Source organism: Paraburkholderia domus (assembly GCF_905220705.1).
In the GTDB taxonomy this organism is placed as follows: domain Bacteria; phylum Pseudomonadota; class Gammaproteobacteria; order Burkholderiales; family Burkholderiaceae; genus Paraburkholderia; species Paraburkholderia domus.
This window is the reverse complement of the sequence record NZ_CAJNAT010000005.1, coordinates 84,161-96,999: the sequence shown is the minus strand read 5'-3', so window position 1 is coordinate 96,999 and position 12,839 is coordinate 84,161. Positions and strand designations below refer to the sequence as shown.

12 protein-coding genes are annotated in these 12,839 nt (G+C 60.8%); 4 read left to right on the top strand and 8 right to left on the bottom strand.

The features are described from left to right. Nucleotides 1-210 precede the first annotated feature (210 nt). From KHO31_RS12335 to KHO31_RS12325, 3 genes are read right to left on the bottom strand one after another with little or no spacing between them, the layout of a single operon-like run. Entirely contained in the window at nt 211-492 is a 282-nt protein-coding gene (locus tag KHO31_RS12335; protein WP_201077063.1) for a hypothetical protein, read from the bottom strand. Between the two features lie 19 nt (nt 493-511). After that, nucleotides 512-1,630, bottom strand: coding sequence for a site-specific tyrosine recombinase XerC (gene xerC / locus KHO31_RS12330; protein WP_211623411.1), 1,119 nt, complete (start codon nt 1,628-1,630; stop codon nt 512-514). Then, nucleotides 1,627-4,656, bottom strand: a complete 3,030-nt coding sequence (locus KHO31_RS12325) for a CHC2 zinc finger domain-containing protein (protein WP_211623409.1) — start codon at nt 4,654-4,656, stop codon at nt 1,627-1,629. Before KHO31_RS12325 ends, xerC (KHO31_RS12330) begins: the two co-directional genes overlap by 4 nt. 103 nt (nt 4,657-4,759) lie before the next feature. Here KHO31_RS12325 and KHO31_RS12320 point away from each other — a divergent pair, with 103 nt between their 5' ends. Together KHO31_RS12320 and KHO31_RS12315 are read left to right on the top strand one after the other, a co-directional pair. After that, nucleotides 4,760-5,152, top strand: coding sequence for a helix-turn-helix domain-containing protein (locus KHO31_RS12320; RefSeq protein ID WP_201077039.1), 393 nt, complete (start codon nt 4,760-4,762; stop codon nt 5,150-5,152). Between the two features lie 105 nt (nt 5,153-5,257). Further along, nucleotides 5,258-5,488, top strand: coding sequence for a SymE family type I addiction module toxin (locus KHO31_RS12315; protein WP_201077037.1), 231 nt, complete (start codon nt 5,258-5,260; stop codon nt 5,486-5,488). Between the two features lie 46 nt (nt 5,489-5,534). Here the strand turns inward: KHO31_RS12315 and KHO31_RS12310 are convergent, their stop codons facing one another. The 4 genes from KHO31_RS12310 to KHO31_RS12295 form a co-directional block, all read right to left on the bottom strand. After that, on the bottom strand, nt 5,535-5,810 hold the full coding sequence (locus tag KHO31_RS12310) for a hypothetical protein (protein ID WP_201087250.1): 276 nt from the start codon (nt 5,808-5,810) through the stop codon (nt 5,535-5,537). 1,428 nt (nt 5,811-7,238) lie between these two features. Beyond that, nucleotides 7,239-7,520 carry a hypothetical protein gene (locus tag KHO31_RS12305; protein WP_201077063.1) on the bottom strand — a complete coding sequence of 94 codons (282 nt, stop codon included), beginning with the start codon at nt 7,518-7,520 and terminating at the stop codon, nt 7,239-7,241. A gap of 19 nt (nt 7,521-7,539) precedes the next feature. Beyond that, nucleotides 7,540-8,658 carry a site-specific tyrosine recombinase XerC gene (xerC, locus tag KHO31_RS12300; protein WP_211623411.1) on the bottom strand — a complete coding sequence of 373 codons (1,119 nt, stop codon included), beginning with the start codon at nt 8,656-8,658 and terminating at the stop codon, nt 7,540-7,542. Beyond that, nucleotides 8,655-11,684: a CHC2 zinc finger domain-containing protein gene (locus KHO31_RS12295; RefSeq protein ID WP_211623409.1), complete on the bottom strand. Its 3,030-nt coding sequence runs from the start codon at nt 11,682-11,684 to the stop codon at nt 8,655-8,657. Before KHO31_RS12295 ends, xerC (KHO31_RS12300) begins: the two co-directional genes overlap by 4 nt. A gap of 103 nt (nt 11,685-11,787) precedes the next feature. On the opposite strand from KHO31_RS12295, the gene KHO31_RS12290 reads away from it, so the two are divergent. Continuing rightward, nucleotides 11,788-12,180 carry a helix-turn-helix domain-containing protein gene (locus tag KHO31_RS12290; RefSeq protein ID WP_201077039.1) on the top strand — a complete coding sequence of 131 codons (393 nt, stop codon included), beginning with the start codon at nt 11,788-11,790 and terminating at the stop codon, nt 12,178-12,180. 105 nt (nt 12,181-12,285) lie between these two features. Further along, on the top strand, nt 12,286-12,516 hold the full coding sequence (locus KHO31_RS12285; RefSeq protein WP_201077037.1) for a SymE family type I addiction module toxin: 231 nt from the start codon (nt 12,286-12,288) through the stop codon (nt 12,514-12,516). A gap of 46 nt (nt 12,517-12,562) precedes the next feature. On the opposite strand, the gene KHO31_RS12280 is transcribed toward KHO31_RS12285, so the two are convergent. Next, entirely contained in the window at nt 12,563-12,838 is a 276-nt protein-coding gene (locus tag KHO31_RS12280) for a hypothetical protein (RefSeq protein ID WP_201087250.1), read from the bottom strand. Nucleotide 12,839 lies beyond the last annotated feature (1 nt).

The window sequence follows — 12,839 nt, the reverse complement described above, 5'->3', positions numbered from 1 at the left end:
GCAACGGCTGGCGCGATGACGGCCCGCCAAACGGTGCTAATTTCCAAGCGGTTATGTTAAATGGGCCGCAGGCCCATTTACCCCCGGCCCTCCAGGTTTCCGGCCGCAAGGCCGCGCTTGCCTTTTACGTTCTTCACTTCCTGTCGGCGCGTCCCGGTCGCGTTCGTGTCGATGGACGTTACCGCGTAACGCCCATCCATTGCCTGACCGTTATCCGCCCGTCACGCACATGCCGGTCTGCGCGCCGAAGTACGCGTCCCACTCCGGCGTGTCGAGTTCCATGCCCGCGAGCACACGATCATCTTCCGTCTTCACCAGGCGCTCCAGCATGTCCCGTTTCGTTACGCCGTAACGGCGCGCGAGCCGCTCCAGTCCTAGCGCAACGCCCGTACTCACCCACACATTCAGCCGCCGCTCGCCATTGCCGTCAGCACATGCCTGTAGCCGCTTCGCCCTGTATGCCGCCTGTCTTTCTGCCACCGTCTTCGCCATCGCTTTTACCTCCGTCTCTCTATCGCTCTTCACTTCTATCCGGCACATCGTCGGCCAATGGTTTTCGTGCCTCCGCCATCCCGAACATGTTCCGGCTGAACTCGCTGTATTCATGCCGCCTCAGCCGCGTGACCTTCCCGTCCTGCGCATCACTCACTCGCTCCAGTCGCGCCGGGTGCGTCGCCGTGTGGATCTCTTTCAGCGCCCGTATCGCCACATGCGTATAGATCTGCGTCGTCTTCAGGTCCGCATGGCCGAGCATCGCCTGCACGAATCGCACGTCCGCGCCGTTCTCCAGCATCAGCGTCGCCATCGTGTGCCGGAACAGGTGACACGAGCCGCTTTTCTCAAGCCCCGACTCCTTGATGTAGCCGTTCACCAGCCGCCCCAACGTGTTGATATGAACCGCTTCGCCCTGAATCGTCAGATACAGCGTCCGGTCATCGTCTCCCATCATGAGCTGCGGGCGCGCTTCGTCCAGATACTTCCTGATCCACGCCAGCGCACGCGCGCCGATCGGTATCAGCCGGTCGCGCTTGCCCTTGCCCTGGCGAACCATCAGCGTGCCACGGTCGTAATCAATGTCGTGAACCTTCAGCGCCACCAACTCCGAGCGCCGCACGCCCGTGCTGTAGAGCGTTTCCAGCATCGCCCGATCACGCAAGCCCATCGCGCTCGTCACATCGGGCACGTTCAGAATCCGCTCGGCTTCTTCCGCCGACAGGATATGTTTGGGCAGACGCTTCTCCACGCGCGGCATCTCCAGATCAGCCGCCGGATTGCCCAGTATCCGGTTATGGCGGATCAGCCACCGGAACCAGCCCCGTATCGGCTCAAGCCGCTTCACCTGACTGCCGCCCGAGAGCGCTTCGCCGTTGGGCTTGCGATACAGGAACAGATACCGCTGATACCGCTCGAGGATCGGCCGCGTCACTTCCTGCGGCTGCGTCACGCCGCGCTCGTCGCACCACGTGATGAACAGGCGCAGATTGCTTTCGCGGTTCTCCACCGTGCGCTCGCTGTAGTTGCGCACCCGCTGCCACTCAAGGTACTGCCGCATCTGGTGATACAGGCTTTGTGGATCGTCCACCGGGCCAATCACGGGCAGCAGCACGCGCGGCGTCGTTTTCTTTGTCATCTGGAATCCTCAACAACGCGGGCTAAAGAAGAGGCACACGTCTTTTCTCCGATATACGCGTTTGCGTTCACCCCGACCGGTTCCGCCTCCATGCCTTGCACCGCGTGGCTCTGACCCTGATCGATCACCTCCGACCGGCCCCCGGCCACCACCCGACCAGACCCCGACCGCTCATCGTTTTGCCCCGACCGGTTTGCATCGTTGTCGAGTGTTTGCAGCTCAAGCAGGCCCATCAGGTGCGGCCGGCCATCGTCCACCCCGTCATAGCGCAACTCGTATTCATGCGTGAGCCCACGCAGTCCGCGATGCGTCAGCACATACTCAAGCTCCACCAGCCGCGCCAGGTGCACCTTCAGTTGCGTATCGCCCCAGCGTGTCGCCTCGCGCACGTCGCGCCGCGTAAAACGGAATTCGTTCTGCTTCTGCGCCGTCGCCGTGCATCGCTCGTTGACCCACGCCTGAACCATCGTCAGCAGCCGCCGCGTCTGCGGCGGCAATTCATCGAGCGTGCGTCCCAGCACCTCGTGTGCGATCCGGTTCGCCAGCGCAATATCGGCCTTCGTGACTTCGATGTACGTCAGCGCCTCGCCGCGATGCGTGACCGTCCTGTGTGGCCGCTGGTACTGGTGCAGCAGCGCGATCGAGCGGATCAGCGTCAGGTACTTCATGTGATCGCGCCGCATGCGTGTCTTGTCGTCCATGAACGTCAGTTGTTCGGCAAACGGATTCACCACGTGAACCGGCTTGAGCAGCCGCTGCGCGTTGCGATGCAGTTCAATGATGTGCTGCTTGTCCGTCTCGGCCAGCAACCCTTCGAGCGTCTGTTTCGCCCGCTGCCGTGCGTGAATCTCGCGCGTCTGCTCCCGGCTCTCGTTGATCGTCAGCACCAGACACCGGTTCAGCAATTCCTCGTCGACGTCGATCGCGGTCGTCGTCAGCATCAGCATGACCGGGCCTTTCACACGATATTGCTTCGTCACCAGGTTGCCCGTCGCCTCGTCCTTGCCCGTCGATGCGATCGTCAGTTCACCATCGCTTTGCAGCAGCTTCAGTGCATACGCCGCCTGACGTACGCCTTCCTCTTCGGCAATCGCCAGAATCTTGTGTTGCAGGTCCGTCTCGCCCAGGTAGAACAGGCTCTGTCCGGTCATGGCGCTGTACTGGATGCGTTCCTCGTCCGGCATCAGGTCAAGCACTGCATCCATCAGTGAACTCTTGCCAGCCGCGCTGCTCGATTGAATCAGCACCGCGAGCGGCGCATCGAGCTTGCGTGACACCGCCGACAGATACCCGGCCAGCAGATTCGTCGCTTCGCCTACAACACCGCAGCGCGCCATATCCGCTTCCAGCCGCGCAATCAGGTCCGGCGCCTTCAGCCAGTCCAGCGCTGCCGCGTGTTCAACAGCGTCCAGCGTCACGCCTTTTTCTTTCGGCGCAAGCGTCGCGCGGATCGCTTCATCCTGCAACGTCTCCAGCTTCAGCAGCACGCGCCCGAGATCGCGCTTGAGCGTGTCTTCCTGGTTGCCGAGCTCAATCGCCGCCGTTTTCAGATACACCGCACGAGCCTTCGCGCTGTACACGTCCAGCGTGTCGACGTGGTAACTGTCGCCGCGCCGAACCTGCGCGTTCACGCGCATCTGCTCCGGCCCGAGGTTCTTCTGCCAGCCACGGATACGCCATACGCGCTCGCCAAACGTGAACAGCAGTTCACCGCCTTCCGTCTGCTTCACGTCGAGCTCGTCCACCGGCGCGGGCTGCACCTCCTCTTTAGCGGCCATCGCCGTGGCTGGCGTAACCGCAGCCTCAGCCGCAGCAACAGCGGCTAAAGAAGAGGCCGGTTTAGCGTCCGTCACTTCGTCGACCGGCACCGGTTCAACCTGCGCCGCAACCGCAGCACGCCGGCCCTTGCCAATCCATTCCGCCTGCTGCAACAACACCCCAAGGCTCCTGTCCGCCGGCGCAACCTTCCTCGCGTAATCGTTCGCGTCCATGCCCTTCGGGAACAGCACACGCCACGTCTCGATGCCTACCTCGCGCAACTCCGTGCCGAGCTTTTCCGCCGCGCTATTGCCCGCGTCGTCCCGGTCGTATGCGATCCACACCCGCTCGGTACCGTGCCGTTTCAGTGCGTCCCAATGGTCCTGCGTGAACCCGTTCACCCCATACGCCGCGATCACGTTGCGATACCCCGCACACCAGAACGTCAGTGCATCGATCAGCGCCTCGCACACGATCACTTCACGGCTGGCAACAAGCGCCACTTCGTTCCACACACCGGCAAGCGGCAACGACAGATACAGGTGCTTCGGCTGGCCCGCCGGAATCTTGTGACCCGCAGCAATCCGCCGCCCGTACATCTGTCTGACGTTGACCACCCCGTCACCCGATTCCAGATCGAACACCGGCACCACCAGACACCCGTTCAGGTGCTCGTGTCCGCTCTCGCGATACACGCCCACGCGTTGCAGCTTCGCGCGCACGTCACGGCCTTCCTTCGAGTACCCCGGCGGCAGCCGGTACGTCAGGCTCTTGTTCGCATAGCCCAGCCTGAACGTATCGATCAGCTCACCATGCACCAGCCCGCGCTGCACCAGATACGCCTGCGCCTCCGGGCTCTGCTTCAGGGTCGCGTGATACGTGTCGGCCACCTCGCGCAGCAACACCGCTTCATCAGAACCCGCAGCTAAAGAAGGCAGGTGTCGCGCCTGCGAGCGGTTCACGCCCACTTTCTCCGCACCCGCGAGCGGCGCGTCGTTACGCAGTAACTGCACCGCATGCGGCAGGCTCACCCCCTGGGTTTTCATGACCCAGTCCAGCACCGTGCCCGACGCGTTGCAGCCGAAGCAGTGATACACATTCTTCGCCTCCGACACCGACAGGCTCGGCGTGTCCTCTTCGTGGAACACACAGCGCATCACCCAGTCGCGGCCGCGCTTCTTCAGCTCATGCCCCTGCGACTCGATCAGCCGCACCAGCGACACTTCGCGCTTCAGTCTCTCCAGCTCGGTTTCGGGAATGCGCGGCATGAATCGTCCTTCGGCTAAAAACCTGTCAATACTCCAATTGATGTAGTTAACAATACACTGTATAGTGTATAAATGGCAAGCCTGGCAGAAGGGGGTACTTAGAATGAATGCATCTCCTTTTTCGTTGGGATGCTTTGATATGTCCGTCTTTGCCGAACGACTCAGACTGCTGCGCTCTGCGAGACAGATCACCCAGGCGCGGCTCGCTGAACTGCTGGAAATCAACCCGCGTGTGTATAACCGCTGGGAACGCGGCCTTGCTACACCACAGTTCGATACCGTGGTACGGATCGCCGATATTTTGCAGGTCACACTGGATGAACTGGCCGGACGAACACCCGCACCGGCCGAACCCAAGATTCACAATCAAGAGTTACTGAGTCTCTATCAACAGGTGGACAGCCTGCCCGATGCCGAGCAACAGGCGTTGATCCTGGTGATCGACAGCTTCGTCAGGAAGACGCAGGTCCAGAAGGTTATGAACCGTCGACGATAGGCGGCTAATGAAGGAAGACACCGTGATGTAAACGAAGCGCGGCCAGTGAGTGTTACGAGCACTCACCGACCGCTAACCACCACCAACTCACCGAAGGAGTTGATCATGGCTGACGCCAATCTTAATGCATTGCACGCTCATCCCGAGCGTCACGCTACCGTCCAGGAACTTATGCGCTGGCGACCCAGCCCCAAAGAGGGAAGACCCTGGCGAACACCACGGTTTTTTCCGTGGCTGCGCATCGCCGGCATCTGGCTTGAACAGGCCGGCTTTCCACCTGGCCAGCGTGTGAGAATCCAGGTCGAGCACGGCAGGCTCGTCATCACGCCGGATTGAACGACTCTACAAACGACAAACCCGGCCGCGGCCGGGTTTGTCGTCATCAGCGAGTAGCTTTATCCAAACTCATGAGTCGATGGGCAACAGTTCTGGTATGTAATTCATCTCCATCAAGACCAATATGCTCGACCTCAATCCACCTGAGGTAAGAGTACAGTTCGTCGACTGTCTTTTCCTCTCGAAGCATACGGCTAATATCCTGGACATATGAGTCGTATTCATCGTCCGCCTCAGGTGAAGCGCCAACACCGATTGGATCCCATTCCTTGAGCAAGATTTTTTTTACATCCAGATCCAGACCAATAAACGTTCTCTTCATTTTAAGGTGCTCCAGGGATAACCGTGACGACAAGCCCGGTTTTGGAATTCGTGACGACCCGAACGTTGTTCACCGGATCATAGTATCCCGTTGTTCCAGGACGCGTAGGGTAGTTAACGCCATTATCAATGGTGTTTTTCACCACTGAGGGCGGCACACCCCGACCCTGCATTTGGTCTATAGCATGAGCTGAGTAATCAACTCCTCCAATGGTCGCCGGGGCATTAGTACCACGTGGCACATCCATTGGACTACCGCTGACCCCCAGACGCTTGCACCCGACACGCCCGCCGTTGTCGAATCGCGTTTTCCCCTGATGCACCAAGGGCCTGCCGATGGTTTTGCGCTGATGCGTCCTTCGAACTGCAATTTTTTGCCCCGAAGCGGGTTTTGGTCTAAAGACGCGAGTCTGCCAGAGGACACATTCCTCCCATCTCAATTACATCGCATCACGAACTAACTTCATCCCGCCGGGTTTGACGGCGCACGCAGTGCGACGGCAAACCCGGCGGAACTGGGCCGTCGTGCTGCGTCCACGCTGAACGCGAGGCACCGTATTTCGCGGATGTTTTTACCGGATATCGCGGATGTTTTCCAATGCCAGAGCCTCATGCTCAACTCAGCGCAGTAGCGTAACGTCGTCCAACTTCGTCGATCTTGCTGCGTTCGCCTGTGGGACCCGAGTAGCAACGCCGCGCATTTGGCTTACCGGATATCGCGGATGCCGCTACCGTATTTCGCGGATGTTTTTGAGGCGCTAACCCCGTCAAGGCCGCGCAGCGCCCGTAGGGCTTGGCCTTGACGGCCACCGGTTTGACACGCTCGGACATGCGGTGCAAGACGACTCGGCGGCTTGCACCGCATGCGAAGCACGCTTTTGCTTTTGTGTGGGGGTTTGTTTTCCGTTACGCAGTAACGGCACATTGGGGGAGCCCCCTGGGGGCGGACGGGGAGGCAGGCTGCGAGCACGGAGCGGAGGCCGCACCGCGGCCGCAGCCCGAGCGCAGCAGACAGCCGGGTGGGCGGGGTTCACCCCATTGAGTGGCCGCTGCGCGGCCCCTGACTTTTATCTGCGCGTAGCGCCATGCCTGGCTTTGTTGGTACGCCAGGTTTCTGGCCGGTTTATGGCCCTGACTTACTGGTGTGCGCCTCGCGCACCCGGCGGGCCGGGGGCGCCAGACATAACGCAAATTAGCACCGTTTGGCGGGCCGGCAGAGGCAACGGCTGGCGCGATGACGGCCCGCCAAACGGTGCTAATTTCCAAGCGGTTATGTTAAATGGGCCGCAGGCCCATTTACCCCCGGCCCTCCAGGTTTCCGGCCGCAAGGCCGCGCTTGCCTTTTACGTTCTTCACTTCCTGTCGGCGCGTCCCGGTCGCGTTCGTGTCGATGGACGTTACCGCGTAACGCCCATCCATTGCCTGACCGTTATCCGCCCGTCACGCACATGCCGGTCTGCGCGCCGAAGTACGCGTCCCACTCCGGCGTGTCGAGTTCCATGCCCGCGAGCACACGATCATCTTCCGTCTTCACCAGGCGCTCCAGCATGTCCCGTTTCGTTACGCCGTAACGGCGCGCGAGCCGCTCCAGTCCTAGCGCAACGCCCGTACTCACCCACACATTCAGCCGCCGCTCGCCATTGCCGTCAGCACATGCCTGTAGCCGCTTCGCCCTGTATGCCGCCTGTCTTTCTGCCACCGTCTTCGCCATCGCTTTTACCTCCGTCTCTCTATCGCTCTTCACTTCTATCCGGCACATCGTCGGCCAATGGTTTTCGTGCCTCCGCCATCCCGAACATGTTCCGGCTGAACTCGCTGTATTCATGCCGCCTCAGCCGCGTGACCTTCCCGTCCTGCGCATCACTCACTCGCTCCAGTCGCGCCGGGTGCGTCGCCGTGTGGATCTCTTTCAGCGCCCGTATCGCCACATGCGTATAGATCTGCGTCGTCTTCAGGTCCGCATGGCCGAGCATCGCCTGCACGAATCGCACGTCCGCGCCGTTCTCCAGCATCAGCGTCGCCATCGTGTGCCGGAACAGGTGACACGAGCCGCTTTTCTCAAGCCCCGACTCCTTGATGTAGCCGTTCACCAGCCGCCCCAACGTGTTGATATGAACCGCTTCGCCCTGAATCGTCAGATACAGCGTCCGGTCATCGTCTCCCATCATGAGCTGCGGGCGCGCTTCGTCCAGATACTTCCTGATCCACGCCAGCGCACGCGCGCCGATCGGTATCAGCCGGTCGCGCTTGCCCTTGCCCTGGCGAACCATCAGCGTGCCACGGTCGTAATCAATGTCGTGAACCTTCAGCGCCACCAACTCCGAGCGCCGCACGCCCGTGCTGTAGAGCGTTTCCAGCATCGCCCGATCACGCAAGCCCATCGCGCTCGTCACATCGGGCACGTTCAGAATCCGCTCGGCTTCTTCCGCCGACAGGATATGTTTGGGCAGACGCTTCTCCACGCGCGGCATCTCCAGATCAGCCGCCGGATTGCCCAGTATCCGGTTATGGCGGATCAGCCACCGGAACCAGCCCCGTATCGGCTCAAGCCGCTTCACCTGACTGCCGCCCGAGAGCGCTTCGCCGTTGGGCTTGCGATACAGGAACAGATACCGCTGATACCGCTCGAGGATCGGCCGCGTCACTTCCTGCGGCTGCGTCACGCCGCGCTCGTCGCACCACGTGATGAACAGGCGCAGATTGCTTTCGCGGTTCTCCACCGTGCGCTCGCTGTAGTTGCGCACCCGCTGCCACTCAAGGTACTGCCGCATCTGGTGATACAGGCTTTGTGGATCGTCCACCGGGCCAATCACGGGCAGCAGCACGCGCGGCGTCGTTTTCTTTGTCATCTGGAATCCTCAACAACGCGGGCTAAAGAAGAGGCACACGTCTTTTCTCCGATATACGCGTTTGCGTTCACCCCGACCGGTTCCGCCTCCATGCCTTGCACCGCGTGGCTCTGACCCTGATCGATCACCTCCGACCGGCCCCCGGCCACCACCCGACCAGACCCCGACCGCTCATCGTTTTGCCCCGACCGGTTTGCATCGTTGTCGAGTGTTTGCAGCTCAAGCAGGCCCATCAGGTGCGGCCGGCCATCGTCCACCCCGTCATAGCGCAACTCGTATTCATGCGTGAGCCCACGCAGTCCGCGATGCGTCAGCACATACTCAAGCTCCACCAGCCGCGCCAGGTGCACCTTCAGTTGCGTATCGCCCCAGCGTGTCGCCTCGCGCACGTCGCGCCGCGTAAAACGGAATTCGTTCTGCTTCTGCGCCGTCGCCGTGCATCGCTCGTTGACCCACGCCTGAACCATCGTCAGCAGCCGCCGCGTCTGCGGCGGCAATTCATCGAGCGTGCGTCCCAGCACCTCGTGTGCGATCCGGTTCGCCAGCGCAATATCGGCCTTCGTGACTTCGATGTACGTCAGCGCCTCGCCGCGATGCGTGACCGTCCTGTGTGGCCGCTGGTACTGGTGCAGCAGCGCGATCGAGCGGATCAGCGTCAGGTACTTCATGTGATCGCGCCGCATGCGTGTCTTGTCGTCCATGAACGTCAGTTGTTCGGCAAACGGATTCACCACGTGAACCGGCTTGAGCAGCCGCTGCGCGTTGCGATGCAGTTCAATGATGTGCTGCTTGTCCGTCTCGGCCAGCAACCCTTCGAGCGTCTGTTTCGCCCGCTGCCGTGCGTGAATCTCGCGCGTCTGCTCCCGGCTCTCGTTGATCGTCAGCACCAGACACCGGTTCAGCAATTCCTCGTCGACGTCGATCGCGGTCGTCGTCAGCATCAGCATGACCGGGCCTTTCACACGATATTGCTTCGTCACCAGGTTGCCCGTCGCCTCGTCCTTGCCCGTCGATGCGATCGTCAGTTCACCATCGCTTTGCAGCAGCTTCAGTGCATACGCCGCCTGACGTACGCCTTCCTCTTCGGCAATCGCCAGAATCTTGTGTTGCAGGTCCGTCTCGCCCAGGTAGAACAGGCTCTGTCCGGTCATGGCGCTGTACTGGATGCGTTCCTCGTCCGGCATCAGGTCAAGCACTGCATCCATCAGTGAACTCTTGCCAGCCGCGCTGCTCGATTGAATCAGCACCGCGAGCGGCGCATCGAGCTTGCGTGACACCGCCGACAGATACCCGGCCAGCAGATTCGTCGCTTCGCCTACAACACCGCAGCGCGCCATATCCGCTTCCAGCCGCGCAATCAGGTCCGGCGCCTTCAGCCAGTCCAGCGCTGCCGCGTGTTCAACAGCGTCCAGCGTCACGCCTTTTTCTTTCGGCGCAAGCGTCGCGCGGATCGCTTCATCCTGCAACGTCTCCAGCTTCAGCAGCACGCGCCCGAGATCGCGCTTGAGCGTGTCTTCCTGGTTGCCGAGCTCAATCGCCGCCGTTTTCAGATACACCGCACGAGCCTTCGCGCTGTACACGTCCAGCGTGTCGACGTGGTAACTGTCGCCGCGCCGAACCTGCGCGTTCACGCGCATCTGCTCCGGCCCGAGGTTCTTCTGCCAGCCACGGATACGCCATACGCGCTCGCCAAACGTGAACAGCAGTTCACCGCCTTCCGTCTGCTTCACGTCGAGCTCGTCCACCGGCGCGGGCTGCACCTCCTCTTTAGCGGCCATCGCCGTGGCTGGCGTAACCGCAGCCTCAGCCGCAGCAACAGCGGCTAAAGAAGAGGCCGGTTTAGCGTCCGTCACTTCGTCGACCGGCACCGGTTCAACCTGCGCCGCAACCGCAGCACGCCGGCCCTTGCCAATCCATTCCGCCTGCTGCAACAACACCCCAAGGCTCCTGTCCGCCGGCGCAACCTTCCTCGCGTAATCGTTCGCGTCCATGCCCTTCGGGAACAGCACACGCCACGTCTCGATGCCTACCTCGCGCAACTCCGTGCCGAGCTTTTCCGCCGCGCTATTGCCCGCGTCGTCCCGGTCGTATGCGATCCACACCCGCTCGGTACCGTGCCGTTTCAGTGCGTCCCAATGGTCCTGCGTGAACCCGTTCACCCCATACGCCGCGATCACGTTGCGATACCCCGCACACCAGAACGTCAGTGCATCGATCAGCGCCTCGCACACGATCACTTCACGGCTGGCAACAAGCGCCACTTCGTTCCACACACCGGCAAGCGGCAACGACAGATACAGGTGCTTCGGCTGGCCCGCCGGAATCTTGTGACCCGCAGCAATCCGCCGCCCGTACATCTGTCTGACGTTGACCACCCCGTCACCCGATTCCAGATCGAACACCGGCACCACCAGACACCCGTTCAGGTGCTCGTGTCCGCTCTCGCGATACACGCCCACGCGTTGCAGCTTCGCGCGCACGTCACGGCCTTCCTTCGAGTACCCCGGCGGCAGCCGGTACGTCAGGCTCTTGTTCGCATAGCCCAGCCTGAACGTATCGATCAGCTCACCATGCACCAGCCCGCGCTGCACCAGATACGCCTGCGCCTCCGGGCTCTGCTTCAGGGTCGCGTGATACGTGTCGGCCACCTCGCGCAGCAACACCGCTTCATCAGAACCCGCAGCTAAAGAAGGCAGGTGTCGCGCCTGCGAGCGGTTCACGCCCACTTTCTCCGCACCCGCGAGCGGCGCGTCGTTACGCAGTAACTGCACCGCATGCGGCAGGCTCACCCCCTGGGTTTTCATGACCCAGTCCAGCACCGTGCCCGACGCGTTGCAGCCGAAGCAGTGATACACATTCTTCGCCTCCGACACCGACAGGCTCGGCGTGTCCTCTTCGTGGAACACACAGCGCATCACCCAGTCGCGGCCGCGCTTCTTCAGCTCATGCCCCTGCGACTCGATCAGCCGCACCAGCGACACTTCGCGCTTCAGTCTCTCCAGCTCGGTTTCGGGAATGCGCGGCATGAATCGTCCTTCGGCTAAAAACCTGTCAATACTCCAATTGATGTAGTTAACAATACACTGTATAGTGTATAAATGGCAAGCCTGGCAGAAGGGGGTACTTAGAATGAATGCATCTCCTTTTTCGTTGGGATGCTTTGATATGTCCGTCTTTGCCGAACGACTCAGACTGCTGCGCTCTGCGAGACAGATCACCCAGGCGCGGCTCGCTGAACTGCTGGAAATCAACCCGCGTGTGTATAACCGCTGGGAACGCGGCCTTGCTACACCACAGTTCGATACCGTGGTACGGATCGCCGATATTTTGCAGGTCACACTGGATGAACTGGCCGGACGAACACCCGCACCGGCCGAACCCAAGATTCACAATCAAGAGTTACTGAGTCTCTATCAACAGGTGGACAGCCTGCCCGATGCCGAGCAACAGGCGTTGATCCTGGTGATCGACAGCTTCGTCAGGAAGACGCAGGTCCAGAAGGTTATGAACCGTCGACGATAGGCGGCTAATGAAGGAAGACACCGTGATGTAAACGAAGCGCGGCCAGTGAGTGTTACGAGCACTCACCGACCGCTAACCACCACCAACTCACCGAAGGAGTTGATCATGGCTGACGCCAATCTTAATGCATTGCACGCTCATCCCGAGCGTCACGCTACCGTCCAGGAACTTATGCGCTGGCGACCCAGCCCCAAAGAGGGAAGACCCTGGCGAACACCACGGTTTTTTCCGTGGCTGCGCATCGCCGGCATCTGGCTTGAACAGGCCGGCTTTCCACCTGGCCAGCGTGTGAGAATCCAGGTCGAGCACGGCAGGCTCGTCATCACGCCGGATTGAACGACTCTACAAACGACAAACCCGGCCGCGGCCGGGTTTGTCGTCATCAGCGAGTAGCTTTATCCAAACTCATGAGTCGATGGGCAACAGTTCTGGTATGTAATTCATCTCCATCAAGACCAATATGCTCGACCTCAATCCACCTGAGGTAAGAGTACAGTTCGTCGACTGTCTTTTCCTCTCGAAGCATACGGCTAATATCCTGGACATATGAGTCGTATTCATCGTCCGCCTCAGGTGAAGCGCCAACACCGATTGGATCCCATTCCTTGAGCAAGATTTTTTTTACATCCAGATCCAGACCAATAAACGTTCTCTTCATT

What these genes read in the sequence shown, in the direction of transcription:
- KHO31_RS12335 (WP_201077063.1), bottom strand. Translation starts at nt 492, where the DNA reads ATGGCGAAGACGGTGGCAGAAAGACAGGCGGCATACAGGGCGAAGCGG.
- xerC (WP_211623411.1), bottom strand. Translation starts at nt 1,630, where the DNA reads ATGACAAAGAAAACGACGCCGCGCGTGCTGCTGCCCGTGATTGGCCCG.
- KHO31_RS12325 (WP_211623409.1), bottom strand. Translation starts at nt 4,656, where the DNA reads ATGCCGCGCATTCCCGAAACCGAGCTGGAGAGACTGAAGCGCGAAGTG.
- KHO31_RS12320 (WP_201077039.1), top strand. Translation starts at nt 4,760, where the DNA reads ATGAATGCATCTCCTTTTTCGTTGGGATGCTTTGATATGTCCGTCTTT.
- KHO31_RS12315 (WP_201077037.1), top strand. Translation starts at nt 5,258, where the DNA reads ATGGCTGACGCCAATCTTAATGCATTGCACGCTCATCCCGAGCGTCAC.
- KHO31_RS12310 (WP_201087250.1), bottom strand. Translation starts at nt 5,810, where the DNA reads ATGAAGAGAACGTTTATTGGTCTGGATCTGGATGTAAAAAAAATCTTG.
- KHO31_RS12305 (WP_201077063.1), bottom strand. Translation starts at nt 7,520, where the DNA reads ATGGCGAAGACGGTGGCAGAAAGACAGGCGGCATACAGGGCGAAGCGG.
- xerC (WP_211623411.1), bottom strand. Translation starts at nt 8,658, where the DNA reads ATGACAAAGAAAACGACGCCGCGCGTGCTGCTGCCCGTGATTGGCCCG.
- KHO31_RS12295 (WP_211623409.1), bottom strand. Translation starts at nt 11,684, where the DNA reads ATGCCGCGCATTCCCGAAACCGAGCTGGAGAGACTGAAGCGCGAAGTG.
- KHO31_RS12290 (WP_201077039.1), top strand. Translation starts at nt 11,788, where the DNA reads ATGAATGCATCTCCTTTTTCGTTGGGATGCTTTGATATGTCCGTCTTT.
- KHO31_RS12285 (WP_201077037.1), top strand. Translation starts at nt 12,286, where the DNA reads ATGGCTGACGCCAATCTTAATGCATTGCACGCTCATCCCGAGCGTCAC.
- KHO31_RS12280 (WP_201087250.1), bottom strand. Translation starts at nt 12,838, where the DNA reads ATGAAGAGAACGTTTATTGGTCTGGATCTGGATGTAAAAAAAATCTTG.